At 71.8% G+C, this 15523-nt stretch carries 17 protein-coding genes; 12 read left to right on the forward strand and 5 right to left on the reverse strand.

Annotation, left to right across the window (positions count from 1 at the left end; translation table 11 throughout):
• Positions 1-49: 49 nt before the first annotated feature.
• On the reverse strand, positions 50-2287 hold the full coding sequence (locus ACZ7OU_RS10850; RefSeq protein ID WP_470254924.1) for a helicase-associated domain-containing protein: 2238 nt from the start codon (positions 2285-2287) through the stop codon (positions 50-52).
• 90 nt (positions 2288-2377) lie between these two features.
• Here ACZ7OU_RS10850 and ACZ7OU_RS10855 point away from each other — a divergent pair, with 90 nt between their 5' ends.
• The 6 genes from ACZ7OU_RS10855 (at position 2378) to ACZ7OU_RS10880 (ending at position 7761) form a co-directional block, all read left to right on the forward strand.
• Positions 2378-2557: a hypothetical protein gene (locus tag ACZ7OU_RS10855; protein WP_470242441.1), complete on the forward strand. Its 180-nt coding sequence runs from the start codon at positions 2378-2380 to the stop codon at positions 2555-2557.
• Positions 2558-2763: 206 nt separating this feature from the next.
• Complete coding sequence (locus ACZ7OU_RS10860) at positions 2764-4152, forward strand: NAD-dependent malic enzyme (protein WP_470242142.1); 1389 nt, start codon at positions 2764-2766, stop codon at positions 4150-4152.
• Between the two features lie 77 nt (positions 4153-4229).
• A complete protein-coding gene (locus ACZ7OU_RS10865) occupies positions 4230-5744 on the forward strand; it encodes an alpha/beta hydrolase (RefSeq protein WP_470254925.1) in 1515 nt (504 codons plus the stop codon).
• The gene (locus ACZ7OU_RS10870) at positions 5705-6301 is read left to right on the forward strand and encodes a hypothetical protein (protein WP_470254926.1); all 597 of its coding nucleotides are present in this window, start codon (positions 5705-5707) and stop codon (positions 6299-6301) included. Before ACZ7OU_RS10865 ends, ACZ7OU_RS10870 begins: the two co-directional genes overlap by 40 nt.
• Positions 6302-6310: 9 nt before the next feature.
• A complete protein-coding gene (gene moaC / locus ACZ7OU_RS10875) occupies positions 6311-6781 on the forward strand; it encodes a cyclic pyranopterin monophosphate synthase MoaC (RefSeq protein ID WP_285476874.1) in 471 nt (156 codons plus the stop codon).
• Entirely contained in the window at positions 6778-7761 is a 984-nt protein-coding gene (locus ACZ7OU_RS10880) for a molybdenum cofactor biosynthesis protein MoaE (protein WP_470254927.1), read from the forward strand. Before moaC ends, ACZ7OU_RS10880 begins: the two co-directional genes overlap by 4 nt.
• On the opposite strand, the gene ACZ7OU_RS10885 is transcribed toward ACZ7OU_RS10880, so the two are convergent.
• Positions 7748-8194 (reverse strand): nitroreductase/quinone reductase family protein, encoded by a 447-nt coding sequence (locus tag ACZ7OU_RS10885; protein WP_470254928.1) that lies wholly within the window; start codon positions 8192-8194, stop codon positions 7748-7750. The two genes, ACZ7OU_RS10880 and ACZ7OU_RS10885, sit on opposite strands and share 14 nt — an antisense overlap.
• A 53-nt stretch (positions 8195-8247) precedes the next feature.
• On the opposite strand from ACZ7OU_RS10885, the gene ACZ7OU_RS10890 reads away from it, so the two are divergent.
• Complete coding sequence (locus ACZ7OU_RS10890) at positions 8248-8703, forward strand: MarR family winged helix-turn-helix transcriptional regulator (protein WP_470254929.1); 456 nt, start codon at positions 8248-8250, stop codon at positions 8701-8703.
• Between the two features lie 153 nt (positions 8704-8856).
• Here ACZ7OU_RS10890 and ACZ7OU_RS10895 read toward each other — a convergent pair whose 3' ends face one another.
• The 3 genes from ACZ7OU_RS10895 to moaA all read right to left on the reverse strand — a co-directional run bounded on the left by ACZ7OU_RS10895 (position 8857) and on the right by moaA (position 11753).
• Positions 8857-9492 (reverse strand): transglycosylase family protein, encoded by a 636-nt coding sequence (locus tag ACZ7OU_RS10895; protein ID WP_470242137.1) that lies wholly within the window; start codon positions 9490-9492, stop codon positions 8857-8859.
• Positions 9493-10483: 991 nt separating this feature from the next.
• Entirely contained in the window at positions 10484-10744 is a 261-nt protein-coding gene (locus ACZ7OU_RS10900) for a MoaD/ThiS family protein (RefSeq protein ID WP_470254930.1), read from the reverse strand.
• Position 10745: 1 nt separating this feature from the next.
• Positions 10746-11753, reverse strand: coding sequence for a GTP 3',8-cyclase MoaA (moaA, locus tag ACZ7OU_RS10905; RefSeq protein WP_470254931.1), 1008 nt, complete (start codon positions 11751-11753; stop codon positions 10746-10748).
• A gap of 151 nt (positions 11754-11904) precedes the next feature.
• Between moaA and ACZ7OU_RS10910 the strand changes: the two genes are divergently transcribed.
• Genes ACZ7OU_RS10910 through ACZ7OU_RS10930 form a run of 5 tightly spaced genes read left to right on the forward strand, consistent with a single transcriptional unit; the run spans position 11905 to position 15518 of the window.
• Positions 11905-12384: a MarR family winged helix-turn-helix transcriptional regulator gene (locus tag ACZ7OU_RS10910; protein WP_470242134.1), complete on the forward strand. Its 480-nt coding sequence runs from the start codon at positions 11905-11907 to the stop codon at positions 12382-12384.
• Between the two features lie 33 nt (positions 12385-12417).
• On the forward strand, positions 12418-12822 hold the full coding sequence (locus ACZ7OU_RS10915; protein WP_470254932.1) for a TOBE domain-containing protein: 405 nt from the start codon (positions 12418-12420) through the stop codon (positions 12820-12822).
• The gene (gene modA / locus ACZ7OU_RS10920) at positions 12819-13628 is read left to right on the forward strand and encodes a molybdate ABC transporter substrate-binding protein (protein WP_470254933.1); all 810 of its coding nucleotides are present in this window, start codon (positions 12819-12821) and stop codon (positions 13626-13628) included. Before ACZ7OU_RS10915 ends, modA begins: the two co-directional genes overlap by 4 nt.
• 58 nt (positions 13629-13686) lie before the next feature.
• On the forward strand, positions 13687-14454 hold the full coding sequence (locus ACZ7OU_RS10925; RefSeq protein WP_470242131.1) for an ABC transporter permease: 768 nt from the start codon (positions 13687-13689) through the stop codon (positions 14452-14454).
• Entirely contained in the window at positions 14451-15518 is a 1068-nt protein-coding gene (locus ACZ7OU_RS10930) for a sulfate/molybdate ABC transporter ATP-binding protein (protein ID WP_470254934.1), read from the forward strand. Before ACZ7OU_RS10925 ends, ACZ7OU_RS10930 begins: the two co-directional genes overlap by 4 nt.
• Positions 15519-15523: the final 5 nt, after the last annotated feature.

Consider the following 15523-nt stretch of genomic DNA (forward strand, 5'->3'; position numbering starts at 1 on the left):
GCTTACCACGTGGTCAGGCGTTCCGTCGGTGATTCACCGAATCCCGCGACTACTCCTCGACCAGCGCGGCCGAGGTGATCCGGTGCAGCGAGTACCGCTGGTTGTCGTCGCCTTCGAGGATCCCGCCGCCGACGCGCACGGGCCGCACGACCCGCTGGCTGGCGGTGCCGCGCGAGTCGACGAACCCGATCCAGACCTCACGGCGTTCCAGCGTCGCCCGCGACAGCAGCTCCAGCGTCGCCGACGTGTCCGCGCCGCCGCCGACCGGCGCCCGCACCGCGGATCCCCGGCGTCGCGCGGACGCGGCGTCGCCCGCCCGCAGGTTCGAGACGATCCGGGTCGCCTGGTCGGACGTCAGCACCGCCTGCTCACCGGGGCTCCGGCGAGCGGCCCTGGCCTTCGCCGGCAGCCGGCGTCCGCCCGGCCGGATGTCGACGACGCGGCCGTCCGGGCCTTCCGCCGCCGGCGCGAACCCGGCCGCGCGCAGGCCGGCGAGGACCTCGTGCAGCGGATCCGGGCTGATCACGACCGTCGGCGCGATCAGGCGGAGGTCGTGCTCCGCCGCGACCGGGTGGGCCAGCACCTCCGCCAGCAACGCTTCGTCGTCACACCGCAGGAACGACGCCGCGACGCCGCCGCGCAGCCGGCCGTGCCGCCGGGCGACGTCGTCGACCAGGTAGCTCAGCGACTGCGGGACCGGCGTCGCGGACTTCTTCTTGAACAGCGCGTGCAGCTCGTCCGCGGTCCGGCCGGTGTCCAGCGCGCGCCGGACGGAGGTCTCGGTGATCCGGTAGACCGTCGCGTGGCCGGCCGACTCGACGTTCGCCACGGCGTTCATCTCCGCCGCCAGCTCCGGTTCCAGGGGGCCCGGCGCGACGACCGTCAGGTCGGCCTGCAGCAGCACGTGGTCCACCGGCGCGGGCAGCGCGTCCATGATCGCCTCGACGGCACCCGGCCGGTCTTCGGCGAGCAGCGCCCGCGTCGCCGTCGTGAGGCCGCCTAGCCCGACGATCCCCAGCGCGGACGCCTCGGCCATGGTCCAGCGGACGGTCTCGTCCCGCAGCCGCCCGCCGCGCCGCGGGGCCCGCCAGGCCAGCACCGCGACGAGCTCGTCCACGCTCTTCACCCCGGCGCCCGGGGGCAGGTCGGCCAGCGCGGCCAGCACCCGCCGCCGCGCGACCGGCGCCAGCGGGCGGCGCAGCTCCTCCGAAAGCGGCGCGATCGGCTTGTCCTTGGCGTCACGCCCGCCGGCCATCCCCGGCAGCCGCGGCAGCTCCAGCCACGCCTGGGCCAGCGTCATCCAGCGCTGCGCGGTCGGCGACGCGAGCCACGAATCGGTCAGGGTCGTCGGCACCCACTCGGGCACGGTCGACTCGCTGTCCGCGACGAGCCCGGCGCCCACGGCCAGCTCGGCCAGCAGGATCGCCTGCGTCTCGTCGATGTCGAGGTCTTTGGCCAGCTTCTTCAGCTCGCGCACGCCGAGGCCGCCCGACTTGAGCACCGGCGGCGGCGCCGCGGACCACGAGCGCAGCAGGGATTCGGTGTGGCGCAGGAACTCCATCGCCTCACCGGCCGCAGCTTCGTCCAAAGTGGACGACCGGTGCGGGTGCACCGGCAGCTCGGGCTCGGTGAGCGCGCCCGGGGCGAAGACCCCGCCCCGGACCGCGACGCCGAGCTCGCGCGGCAGCTCGACGGTCTGGTCGTCGCGCCGCAGCAGCAGCCCGCGGGCCAGCAGCTTCTGCACCGGTGTCCCGGCCTTCTCGAGCGTCAGGTCGAGCCCCGCGTCGCGGGTGCGGCCGATCGGCGGGCCCGCGGCGAGGGCGCTCAGCACGCCGCGCTCGTCGTCGGACAGCTCGGCGAGCCGCGCCCCGAGATCCTCACCGGCGAGCGACGGCGACGACGCGCCCAGCCCCGCCGGGAACGGCCCGAGCGCCTCCCGGACCGCGGGCGGCACGCGCAGCGCGTCGTCCGGGCCCCAGGCCAGCACCCGGGCGCGCAGCCGGGCCAGCGGGACGGCGATGTCGGTGCCGACGAGGCCCTCGACGTCGGCGACCGGCACCGGATCGCGGTCCGCGCCGGCCAGCAGGCACGCTTCGAGCACGGCCAGGGTGACGGTGTCGAGGTCTTCGCAGGCGCGCGCGACGGAGCCCGGCGTGCCGGCGCGGGTGGCCAGCACCGTGCTGTCGGAGGGCGGCGGCGTGGACAGGTCGCGCCGCGTGCGGAGCAGCTCTTCGAGAGCGGCGTCCGACTCCGCGCGCAGCCAGTCCGCCAAGGAGGTCGCGGGCATAGAAGGCCAGGGTACCGGGCGGTTGAGACAGGTCGCCCGGGCTCAGGCAGACTGTCTCCCGAGAGCATGAACACGGCTGTGGAGGACGTTGTGGCCAAGGGCGAGAAGAAGAGCAAGGGCATCGACCCGACCTGGCCGGGCGAGGCCGGTGAGCACCCGGTGACCGAGCTGTCGTCGGACCGCCAGGGGTCGCTGTCACCGTTCGGCGACATCACCTTCCCCCTCGACTCGGTGCCCTACGTGCACCCGGAGACCGAGATCAACCGCTAGACCCGGTTGCCACCGCGGCCAAAAGCAGGCCGCCCCCGGAGCGGCACGTAACCGCTGCTACGAAGCCATGCGGCCGTGACTGTGGTCGGGGTGGCGACCAGCGGCAGAGTTACTGGTCAGTACCGGTATCGGGGCCTCGTGAGGGCGGTCACGGGAGTAGGTTTTCTCCCGTCCCACCCGACCTTTCCCATGCGGGGGTAAGCGCCATGCCGGTTCCCGGTCCCGGATATTCGATCACCGTCCGGGTCGAGGCCCCGGCTTCGTCCAGCGCGGCCGGTGACCTCACCACGGCCGTCGGGCGCGTCGGCGGCGTCCTGACCGCGTTCGACGTCGTCGAGTCCCACTCCGACTCCATCGTGGTCGACATCAGCGCCAACGCGCTGTCGGAGAACCACGCGAACGACATCACCCAGACGCTCGACTCGCTGCCCGGCGTCAAGGTCCGCAAGGTCTCCGACCGGACGTTCCTGATCCACCTCGGCGGCAAGATCGAGGTCACGCCCAAGGTCGCGCTCCGCAACCGTGACGACCTCTCCCGCGCCTACACGCCCGGTGTCGCGCGCGTCTGCCAGGCCATCGCCGCGAACCCCGAGGACGCGCGCCGGCTGACCATCAAGCGCAACACCGTCGCCGTGCTCACCGACGGCTCGGCCGTGCTCGGCCTGGGCAACATCGGCCCGGCCGCCGCGCTGCCGGTGATGGAGGGCAAGGCGGCGCTGTTCAAGAAGTTCGCCGACGTCGACGCCTGGCCGGTCTGCCTGGACACCCAGGACACCGAAGAGATCATCCTGATCGCGAAGGCGCTGGCCCCGGTGTACGCGGGGATCAACCTCGAGGACATCGCCGCGCCGCGCTGCTTCGAGATCGAGAAGCGGCTGCGCGAGCAGTTGGACATCCCGGTGTTCCACGACGACCAGCACGGCACCGCGATCGTGGTCGTCGCCGCGCTGCGCAACGCCCTGCGCGTGGTCAAGAAGAACATCGAGGACTGCAAGATCGTGGTCAGCGGAGTCGGCGCGGCCGGCTCGGCGATCATCCGGCTGCTGCTGCGCAAGAACCCGGGCGACATCGTCGCGGCGGACATCGACGGCATCGTCCACTCCGCGCGCGGCAACCTCGACGACAACCTCGCGTGGATCGCGTCGCACACCAACAAGGAGCAGGTCAGCGGCACCCTGCACGAGGCGCTGGTCGACGCGGACGTGTTCATCGGCGTCTCCGCACCCAACCTGTTCGGCGCCGAGCAGGTCGCGACCATGAAGTCCGACGCCGTCGTGTTCGCGCTGGCCAACCCGGACCCGGAGATCGACCCGCTGGAAGCGCAGCAGCACGCCGCCGTCGTGGCGACCGGCCGCAGCGACTTCCCGAACCAGATCAACAACGTGCTGGCGTTCCCGGGCGTCTTCCGCGGCCTGCTCGACGCGCACGCGAACAACATCGACGACAACATGCTGCTCGCGGCGGCCGACGCGATCGCCGACGTCGTCGACAACGGCAAGCTCAACGCGTCGTTCATCGTGCCGAGCGTGTTCGACAGCGCCGTGGCACCGGCGGTCGCCGAGGCCGTGCGGAAGGCCGTGCGCGCGGAGCGCTGAGTCGTCCGTCCGGCGGAAGCCGAGGACACCGAAGTCCCCCTACGCTGAGTTTTCGGCTCGCGTGGGGGGAGTTCGGAATGCGCAGGATCATGCTGGCCGCCGTGGTGGCGGCCGTCGCGGTGACCGTCGCGCCGGGGGTGGCCTCGGCGGCGCCGGACGCGGTGACTTGGGGAGCGTGCCCGGCGGACGTCACGGCGCCGGGGTTGCGGTGCGCGACGCTCGAAGTCCCGCTGGACTACCGGAAGCCGGACGGGACGAAGATCCAGGTCGCGATCTCGCGCCTGGCGAGCACGAACCCGGCCAAGCGCCGCGGCGTGCTGCTGACCAACCCGGGCGGCCCCGGCGGGCCCGGGCTCGACCTGCCGGCGGCGCTGGCGCAGCTCGGGTGGCCGAAGAGCGTGCTGGACACCTACGACGTCATCGGGTTCGACCCGCGCGGTGTCGGCCACAGCACCCCGGTGACGTGCGACCTGACGCCGGCGCAGCTGCGGAGCAACGTCCCGCCGTACGCGCTCGGCCCGGCGGATGTCGCGGCCCAGGCGGAGTACGCGAAGGGCGTCGCGCGGCAGTGCGGCGCGTCGCGGACGGCGTCGATGCTGCCGTACATCACGACCGCGAACACCGCCCGCGACATGGACCGGATCCGCGCGGCGCTGGGCGAGCCGAAGCTGTCGTACTACGGCGTTTCCTACGGCACGTACCTCGGCGCCGTGTACACGACGCTGTTCCCGCAGCGAAGCGACCGGATTGTGCTGGACAGCAACCTGGCGCCGGGCGGCCTGGACGTCACGGCGTCGCGCTTGCTGGCCCAGGGCTTCGACGACCGCTTCCCGGACTTCGCGGCCTTCGCCGTCGCGCACCCGGAGTACGACCTCGGCCGGACGCCGTCGGAGGTGAAGGCGAAGTACTTCGACCTCGCGCGGCGGCTGGACGCCCGGCCGAACTCCCAAGGCGTCGACGGAAAGCTGTTCCGCCAGATCACGTTCGGGATGCTCTACTACGACGCGACCCTGCCGTACCTGGCGTCGGCGTGGCACGCGCTGGACACCGGGGCGCCGATTTCGCAGCCACCGGGCGGCACGGTCCCCGACGTCGAGAACCTGCTGTCGAGCCAGCTGCACGTGGTGTGCGGCGACGCGAACTGGCCGGAATCGGTGTGGACGTACCAGAAGAACGTGGCGATCGACCGCGTTCGCCACCCGATGTTCGGCGCGGCGGCGGCCAACGTCTGGCCGTGCGCGTTCTGGCCGTCGGAGCCGGTGGAGCCCCCGGTGCGCATCGGCGACCGCGGCCCGTCGGACATCCTGATGCTGCAGAACCTGCGTGACCCGGCGACGCCGTTGACGGGAGCGCTCCGGCTGAGGCAGGCGTTCGGTGACCGGGTCCGGCTGGTGACGGCGGACCAGGGCGGCCACGGAACGTATTTGTTCGGCGGCAACAGCTGCGCGAACAACGCGGCGACGGCGTTCCTGGCGACGGGAATGCGGCCGCAGCGGGACCTGGCTTGCGCGGCCGAGCCGGCCGGCCGGGCACCAGGGACGAGAATCGACTCATGGACACCACGGAGCTTCTTCGACGTGCTGCCGGCCTAGTCCCGGACGATGCGAGGAGCGACGCCGGCCTCGGAGCCGCCGACGTCGACGACTACCTCCGGGAAGACGAGTGGGAGCTCGCGCTCGACATCCTCGGGGACTTCGACGGCGTCCAGTGGCAGACCGTCGAATACTGGGACCTCCTCGCGGAGGCCGCCCGGCAGATGTACCTCGAACGGAAGGCCGCCTGGTGCGATTGGCGAAGATATGAAACTCGCCACGGCATCATCAGGGCCGACCTCCAGCTGGTGGCTCCCGAAGCCGGCGGCCGTCGCATCCCGCTTCCCGGGGAGGGGCAGCTGCGGCCGATGTGGGCGATCGGCGAGTCCGCCTCCGATGGCCTGCACGTCGCGAAGATCTGGGTCGAGTGCGCTCCCGGCATCGAGCCAGGTGGACGAGGGTCGGTCCGGCTCGCCCCGCTCACGCCGCCGAGCTGGCGCCACCTCGCCCCCGGGGACTCGATCACCATGCACGAACGACCGCCGGTCGCGGGCACCGCGACGATCACCGAGGTGCGGCGCCATGGTGGTGACACCGTCCGCCGCTCCCGGAAGTAGCCTCGGCGTGTGAGTGAACTCAGCCACGTCGACGAAACCGGCGCCGCCCGGATGGTCGACGTCTCCGGCAAGACCGCCACCGCGCGCACCGCGCTCGCGGCCGGCACCGTGCGGACCACCGCCGAGGTGCTCCGGCTGCTGGCCACCGACGGTCTGCCCAAGGGCGACGCCCTCGCCACCGCCCGCATCGCCGGGATCATGGGCGCCAAGCGGGTGCCCGAGCTGATCCCGCTGTGCCACCAGATCGCGTTGTCCGGGGTCAAGGTCGAGTTCACTCTCGGCGAGGCCGAGGTCGGGATCCGCGCGACGGCGAAGACCACCGACGTCACCGGCGTCGAGATGGAAGCGCTGACGGCGGTCGCGGTGGCCGGGCTCACCCTGCACGACATGATCAAGGCCGTCGACCCGGCGGCGACACTGGACGACGTCCGCCTGCTCCGCAAGGACGGCGGCAAGACCGGGACCTGGGAGCGGCCGTGAAGCGCACCGCACGTGTGATCGTGGCGTCCAACCGCGCCGCGAAGGGCGTCTACGAGGACAAGACGGGCCCGGTGATCGTCGCCTGGCTGGCCGGGCGCGAGTACGACGTGCCGGCTCCGGTCGTCGTCGAGGACGGCGACCCGGTGGGTGTCGCGCTGCGAGCCGCGCTGGCCGACGGCGTCGCCGTGGTGCTCATCACCGGCGGCACCGGCATCTCGCCGACGGACCGCACCCCGGACGTCACCCGCGCGCTCCTGGACCACGAGCTGCCGGGCGTCGCGGACGCGATCCGCGCGGCCGGGCTGCCCAAGGTGCCCACAGCGGTCCTCTCGCGCGGTGTGGCGGGGGTGGCGGGGAGGACCCTCGTGGTGAACCTTCCGGGCTCCAGCGGCGGCGTGAGGGACGGTTTGGGGGTACTCGACGGCATCTTGGACCACGCGGTCGACCAGCTGGCCGGCGGCGACCACCCGCGTCCGGCCGCGACGGCGCCTTCGGTGACAACCGGAGCTTCGCTCCGGGCCGGGGGCTCCGCCACCCGGACCCCCGAAGAGCCTGTGGTGCGCGTCGCGCGGGCGCTGGTGACCGAGGAGACGCTGTCGGTCGAGGAGCACGCCCGCCTGGTCGAGGACGACGCGGCGGGCGCGGTGGTGACGTTCGCGGGGGTGGTCCGCGACCACGACGGCGGCAAGGGCGTCCGCGACCTGACGTACGAGGGCCACCCGAGCGCGAGCGAGGTGATCGCGGAGGTGGTCGCGGACCTGGCGACGCGCTGGGTCGGCGTCCGGGCGGTGGCGGTGAGCCACCGCATCGGTCACCTGACGATCGGCGACGTGGCGCTGGCGTGCGCGGTGGCGGCCGAGCACCGCGGCCAGGCGTTCTCGGCGTGTTCGGACCTGGTGGACGAGGTCAAGGCGCGCCTGCCGGTCTGGAAGCACCAGCACTTCACCGACGGCACGGACGAGTGGGTCAACTCGCCGTGATCCGGAAGACGGCGACGCGCTCGGCAGCCGCGGCGAACTCGTCTTCAGTCCCGCTGCCGACGAGGCCCAGCCGGACGAACATCGGCACCCCGTGCGGAACCTCGCGCGGGAAGGCCCGCATGACCGCGGCGCGGACCTCGGGATCGGTGACCTCGTCGAGTGTCACGGCCTGGGTCCGGCGTCCGTGGGCGAGCTCGCCCCGGCCGGCCGCGCGGACGTTGCGCGCCCAATCGCCCTGGGGAACGCCGGCGATGACGTAGCGCCGGCCGTCGACGGTCAGCGGCGAGACCGGGGTGGGCCGCGGCGCGCCCGAGCGGCGACCGGGGACGGTCAGGACGTGGATGGTGCCGAGGCGCAGCCCCAGCCGCGTCAGCAGGCGGACGAACCGGTTGGCGGGGCGGAGCCAGCGAGGCAGGGCTGGGCGGGTCACCACGGCACAATCCTTTCGACTATCGAAATATATGCCGTCACGGTAGACTCTTTCGAGTGTCGAAGCAATCTCTGGTCACCGAAGCGACCCAGGCCGCGGCAGCCTCCGGCGCGGCGAACGACGTGGTGGACGAAGCCGCGGCGTCGGCGTTCGGCGTGAACCGGACCGACCTGCGGATCATCGGCCTGGTCGCGGCCGCGGGAAGCCTGACGGCGGGCGGGCTGGCCACGCGGGCGGACCTGAGCCCGGCGGCGACGACAACGGCGATCCAGCGGCTGACGCACGCGGGGCACCTGACCCGCCGGACGGCGACGGACGATCGCCGCCGGGCGGTGGTGGAGCTGACCCCGGAGGCGGCGACGCTGCTGGAGGAGATCTACGCGCCGATCGAGCGTGCGGGCCGGGAGATTCTGGAGGACTACTCGGCGGAGCAGCTGGCGCTCGTGGTCGAGGTGCTGCGCCGGGGCGAGCGAATGCAGCTGAGGGAGGCGGAGAGGATCCGCGCGCTCTGAGAGGCGGTCCGCAGGCTCAGCGGTGCTCGGCAAACCGCCGGCTCGCGCGCCGCGGGTGGGAAACGCACAAGCCCTCCACCGCCCGGGGGATTGGCGGTGGAGGGCTCGCGGTGTCACGGCACGAGGCCGGACCTACGCATCACTGCGCGATCGTCACTTGGTGGCGATCTTCTGCCCGACGAGGATCATGTCCGCGTTCGGGATGTACTTCGCGTTCAGGTCCTGCAGCTTCTTGTAGCCGCCATCGACGTTGAACTGCTTGGCGATCTTCGACAGGGTGTCGCCCGCCACGACGGTGTAGTCACCGGCCGGGTTCGAGCTGGACACACCGGTCGCCGCCGGAGCCGCCGCCTGCTTCGGGGCGGTGCTCTTCTTCGGCGTGGTCGACTTCTTGGTGGTGCTGGTCGACTTGTGGGTGGTCGCGGCCTTGGGAGCGGTCGAGCCGCCACCCTTCTTGCCGCAAACCGGCCACGCGCCGATGCCCTGGCCCTGCAGGACGCGCTCGGCGACGGCGATCTGCTGCTCGCGCGAAGCGTTCGCCGCGCTGCCGGTGCCGCCGTAGGCCTTCCACGTGCTCTGCGAGAACTGCAGGCCGCCGTAGTAGCCGTTGCCGGTGTTGGTGTTCCAGTTGCCGCTGCTCTCACACTGCGCGACGGCGTCCCAGTTGGTCGCCGACGCGGGGGTCGCGGCGATAGCGAGGGGCGCGCCGACCGCAATGCCCGCGATGGCGACGCGAGCGACGGTGCGGGTGGCAGCGGACATCTTGCGGTGCTTGCCTCGGTAAGACATCTGAATGCTTCTCGCTCCCTGCGCCTACGAGCCTGTGCTGAGGGTCAGGATCGGGGTCCTGGCGCCGGCCGTCTCAGGCCCGGCAGACGAGTCCGACGCACGGCGCGTCTTCTTCGTCCCCTCGTCCCTGTCCGGAAATGCTTTCGCTCGGGGTATGGGTCCGGGGATCCGTTGGACAGGGCTAGGCGCTACGGATTCCCGGTGTTGCGTGACTGGTCGGGGCCAGCCGATTAGCGACGGTACGTAACGAGAGCCGTGATCGGAAATTATTCGGGCCGTGACCTACGTCACAGTAACAGCACGCAACCGCTGTCGATGTGGGTGTTTGCGCAGGTCAGCTGGCCGTTATCTGGCCGTTTCCTAGTCGAGATAAAACACGGATCGTGAGGCTTGCATCACGTGTTTTGCGTAGCGAATGGACCATTCGCGACGTCCTCTTGGGGATTGAAGCGCGCATCTTATGACGACGCATCGGACGGCGCCAGACTTGACAACCACGCCCCACGTGCCCCTTGAGTCACAGCAGTCCCACCTCTTCGAGGGGTTTGAAGTCACACCTGGAGCGGCTCCGGCCGGTGCCGGGGCCGAGTCGGGGCAACGCACCGCGACGGACCAGGCGAAACACGTCACCGGATCGCGTGGCGGCGGGACGCGATCAGCTTCTCGCGAACATCCGGAACCGGCGATGCGCCACGCCGGAGGGCCGCGAACGGCTTCGCCGAGCGGTCGGCTGCCGTACTCGAACGGCAGCCCGCATATAGAGAGGACGAACTCGCGTACCCAGCCGGACGGCACGCGTACCCAGGAGGACGACACGCGTACCTGGCCGGACGACACACGTGATCGAGAGGTCGACACGCGTGTCTGGGAGGTCGACACGCGTGATCAGGGGGTCGACACGGGCAAACCGGGGCACCTACCGCCGTGTCGACCCTTCAAGCACGCGTGTCGACTCCTGGATCACGCGTGTCGACCCTCAGAGCACGGCGGGTCAGCCGCCGGCGAAGGGCGGGAGGACGTCCAGCTCGGCGCCGTCCCGCAGGGGGCGGGTGAGATCGCGCACCGCGAAGCCGTCGAGCAGGTAGCTGGCGGCGTCCAGGACCCGCGGCAGGCCGGCCGGGTGGAGGCGGCGCAGCTCGGCCACGGCGTCGCCGACGGACGCGCCGGCCGTCAGCTGCACCTTCTCCTCTTCTTCTCCCGCCGCGGCCCGCGCCGAAGCGAAGTACCGCACCACGATGGTCAGAGTCGACATCTCAGCCGCCGATCGCGCTCATCGGCCGGATCGGCTGCGCGAACCCGGCGTCGTTGATCTCGTGTCCCGCGAGCTTGCCCCACATCGTCGCGCGCCAGGCGTCGGCAATCTCTTCATCGCGCGCGCCCGCGCGCGCGAGGGAGCGGAGGTCCGTCTCGTCGTTGCTGAAGAGGCAGGAGCGCACCGCGCCGTCCGCGGTCAGCCGCGTCCGCTCGCACGCCGCGCAGAACGGCCGGGTCACCGACGCGATCACGCCGACGTCGCCGGGCCCGCCGTCGACCAGCCAGCGCTCGGCCGGCGCGCCGCCCCGGGCCACCGGGAACGGCGTCAGCGTGAACGCTTCGCCCAGCATCTCCAGGATCTCGGCGGCGGTGATCATCTCGCCGCGGTTCCAGCCGTGCTGGGCGTCCAGCGGCATCTGCTCGATGAACCGCAGGTGGTAGCCCTCGTCGAGGCAGAACTTCAGCAGCGGCACGGCTTCGGTCTCGTTGAGCCCGCGGATCAGCACGGCGTTGACCTTCACCGGCGTCATCCCGGCGTCCCGCGCCGCGGCCAGCCCGGCCACGACGTGCGAGAGCCGGTCGCGCCGGGTGATCGTCTTGAACGTCTCGGGGTCGATGGTGTCGAGCGAGACGTTGATCCGGTTCAGCCCCGCCGCCGCGAGGCCGGCCGCGCGCTTGGCGAGGCCGATCCCGTTGGTGGTCATGGACAGCCGGGGCCGCGGCGACAGGGCCGTGACCCGCCCGATGATGTCCTCGAGGCCCGGCCGCAGCAGCGGTTCGCCGCCGGTGAGCCGGATGTCGGTGACGCCCAGCTGCTCGACGGCGATCCGCATCAGCCGGACCAGCTCGTCGTCGGACAGGACTTGGTCGCCCGGCATCCAGTCGAGGCCCTCCGCGGGCATGCAGTAGGTGCACCGGAGATTGCACCGATCCGTCAGGGAAACCCGCAGATCGGTGGCCACCCGGCCGAACGTGTCGATGAGTCGGGTGTTCTCGGGCCGGGGCACGCGAGATGAGCCTCGTGTACCGGGGACGCGAGGAAACCCGAGATCCACTGCTGTCATTACGCACAGGGTAGCTCCGGAACGGGGGAACTCACCGTGCCCAGTAGGATACTTTGCAGAGTAAGTGGTTCAGTTGCCGAACTAACGAGGGCCCGTGACGGAAAAGACTTACCCGGTCACCGATGAGGAGCTGTTCCGCTTCGCGGAATTGGGTCGCCAGGGCAGCACGTTCACCGTCCTCCGGCACGCCAGGATCGCCGAGCGGATGGGCCTGTCCGGGACCGACCACAAGACGTTCGACCTGGTCATCCAATCGGGCGGACCGTTGACCGCGGGCCGGATCGCCGAGCTGACGGGCCTGTCGACCGGCGCTGTGACCGGGGTCATCGACCGGCTGGAGAAGGTCGGCCTGGTCCGCCGGGTCCGCGATCCGGAGGACCGCCGCAAGGTCCTCGTCGAGGTCGTGCCCGGCGCCGAGCAGCGCTTCGCACCGCTCTTCCAGTCGGCCTTCGACAACCTTCGTGAGACGCTCGCGCAGTTCTCCCCGGCCGAGCGAAAAGCCATCGAGCGTTATCAGAATGTCATCCTCGAACAGCTGCGCATCGAGATCCTGCACAATTCACGCCCCGCGTAGCTTTTCCTCAACTGCGGAGATAATGTCTGCGGCATGCCGCAATTTCGGTTGTCCGAGGCCGCGCGCCTGCTCGGAGTCAGTGACGACACCGTCCGGAGGTGGGTGCGCGCGGGGCAGCTGACCGCGACCGACGACGCCGCCGGCCGCAAGGTCGTCGACGGCGCCCAGCTGGCGGGGTTCGCCCGGGACCAGGCCTCCGGCCCCGAAGATCCCTCCACCGTCGGCCGCTCCGCCCGCAACAGGTTCGTCGGGCTGGTCACCGAGGTCGTCGCCGACAAGGTGATGGCCCAGGTGGAACTGCAGTGCGGGGCGCACCGGGTGGTGTCCCTGATGAGTACCGAAGCCGTCCGTGAGCTGGGCCTGCGGCCCGGGGTGCTCGCGGTCGCCGTGGTCAAAGCGACCACTGTCGTGGTGGAAACACCGGAAGGAAGTCGATGAAGAAGCTCGCTCTGGCTGTCGCGGCCGTCGCCCTGTTCGCGGGCGCGTGCAGCAGCTCGGACCAGCCCAGCACGCAGTCCGGCGGGTCGTCGGCCAGCGCTCCCGCGCCGAAGGGCAGCGGCGACGCCGGGACCGGCACGCTCACCGTGTTCGCCGCCGCGTCCCTCACCGAGTCGTTCACCGCGCTCGGCAAGGAGTTCGAAGCCAAGCACCCCGGCGTCACCGTGAAGTTCAGCTTCGCGGGTTCGTCCGGCCTGGTCCAGCAGCTGACCAACGGCGCGAAGGCCGACGTCTTCGCCTCGGCCGACCAGGCCAACATGGACAAAGCGGTCCAGGGTGGCGTGATCGACGGCCAGCCGACGGTCTTCGCCACCAACAAGCTCGCCATCGCGGTCGCCCCGGGCAACCCCAAGGGCATCAAGACGTTCGCCGACCTGAACAAGGCCGGCCTGACCGTGATCACCTGCGCCCCGCAGGTGCCGTGCGGCTCGGCGACCAAGAAGGTGGAGACCGCCACCGGCGTCACGCTCAAGCCGAAGAGCGAAGAGCAGGACGTCAAGCAGGTGCTGAACAAGGTCCAGTCCGGTGACGCCGACGCGGGCCTCGTCTACGTCACCGACGCGATGTCGGCCGCGGGCAAGGTCGACAAGGTCGACTTCCCCGAGGCGAGCGGCGCGATCAACAACTACCCGATCGCCGTGGTCAAGGGCGGGCAGAGCGCGCTCGCCAAGGAGTTCGACGACTTCGTCCTCGGCGCCGAGGGCAAGGCCGAGCTGAGCAAGGTCGGGTTCGGCCCTGCGCAGTAAGCGCCTCTCGAGCGGCCGGCCGGGATCCGTCCCGGCCGGCCGCTCGCGCGTCCCGTGGGTGCTCGCGATCCCGGCCACGCTGGCGCTGGCGCTCGTCGTGCTGCCGGTGGTCGGCCTGCTGGTGCGTTCGGACCTGACGCGGCTGCCGTCGCTGATCGTCTCGCCGTCGTCGTGGCACGCGCTGCGGCTGTCGCTGATCACGGCCGGTTTGTCCACTTTGGCCTGTGTGCTGCTCGGCGTGCCGCTGGCCGTGGTCCTCGCGCGGGCCCGGTTCCGCGGCGTCCGGCTGCTGCGCTCGATCGTGTTGCTGCCGCTGGTGCTGCCGCCGGTCGTCGGCGGCCTCGCCCTCCTCTACCTGCTCGGCCGCAAGGGCTTCCTCGGCATGCTGATCACCACGCTGACCGGGGAGTCGGTGCCGTTCACGACGACCGCGGTGGTGATCGCGCAGACGTTCGTCGCGATGCCGTTCCTCGTGGTCAGCCTCGAAGGCGCGCTGCGCGGGGCCGGCGACCGCTACGAGCAGGTCGCCGCGACGCTCGGCGCGCGCCCGTGGACCGTCTTCCGGCGCGTCACGCTGCCGCTGCTGCTGCCCGCGCTCGGCTCCGGCGTCGTCCTGAGCTTCGCCCGCGCGCTCGGCGAGTTCGGCGCGACGATCACCTTCGCGGGCAGCCTTGAAGACGTCACGCGCACGCTGCCGCTCGAGGTCTACACGCAGGCCGAAGTGGACATCGACAGCGCCGTCGCGCTCTCCCTGCTGCTGATCGTCGTCGCGGTCCTGGTCATCGCCGTCGCGCGCCCGCGCTCGTGGGAAGGCGGCCTGCGGTGAGCCTGACCGCCCGGATCGAGGCCGTCCGCGGCTCGTTCTCGCTGGACGTCGACCTCGACGTGCCCACCGGGACGGTGCTCGCGCTGCTCGGCCCGAACGGCTCGGGCAAGTCGACCGTGCTGGGCTGCCTGTCCGGGTTGATCACGCCGACGTCGGCGGAGATCACCGTCTCCGGGCGGGCGCTGGCCGGCGTGGCGCCGCACCGCCGGGGGATCGGCCTGCTGTCCCAGGACGCGCTGCTCTTCCCGCACCTGTCCGCGGCCGAAAACGTCGCTTTCTCGCCGCGGTCGACCGGCGCCGGCCGCCGCGTCGCGCGGGAGCGCGCCTTCTACTGGCTGGCCGAAGTGGACGCCGTCGCCCTCGCCGACCGGCGGCCCGGGCAGCTGTCCGGCGGCCAGGCCCAGCGCGTCGCGATCGCCAGGGCACTCGCCGCCGAGCCGGACCTGCTGCTGCTCGACGAGCCGTTCGCCGCCCTCGACGTCGACGCCGCCCCGGCGATCCGAGGGCTGCTGCGGCGCGTGCTCAAGACCGGGCCGACGACCGTGCTCGTCACGCACGACCCGCTCGACGCGCTCGCGCTCGCCGACCACGTCGCGGTGCTGAACGACGGCCGGATCGTCGAACGCGGACCGACCCGTGAGGTGCTTTCCGCACCGCGGACGGCGTTCACCGCGCGGATCGCCGGGCTCAACCTCGTCGCCGGCACCGCGGTCGCCGACGGCCTGCGGACGGCGTCCGGCTCGATCGTCAGCGGGATCCCGGCGGCCGACGTGGTGCCGGGGGAGCCCGCGGTGGCGGTGTTCCCGCCGAACGCGGTCGCGGTCTACCCGCACGACGGCGACCACCGCGGCAGCCCCCGCAACACGGCCGACGCCGTCGTCTCGGCCCTGGAACCGCACGGCCCGGTGATCCGCGTCCGAGCCGAGAGCGACGGCTGGGCGCACGGCCTGACCGCCGACCTGACACCGGCCGCCGTGGCCGAGCTCGCGCTGGAGCCCGGCTCGGCGGTGACGCTGTCGGTGAAGGCCGCGACCGTGGCGGTGCACCCGGCCGCGGCCTCCTAGCCGAC

Source organism: Amycolatopsis sp. NPDC114505 (genome assembly GCF_055633615.1).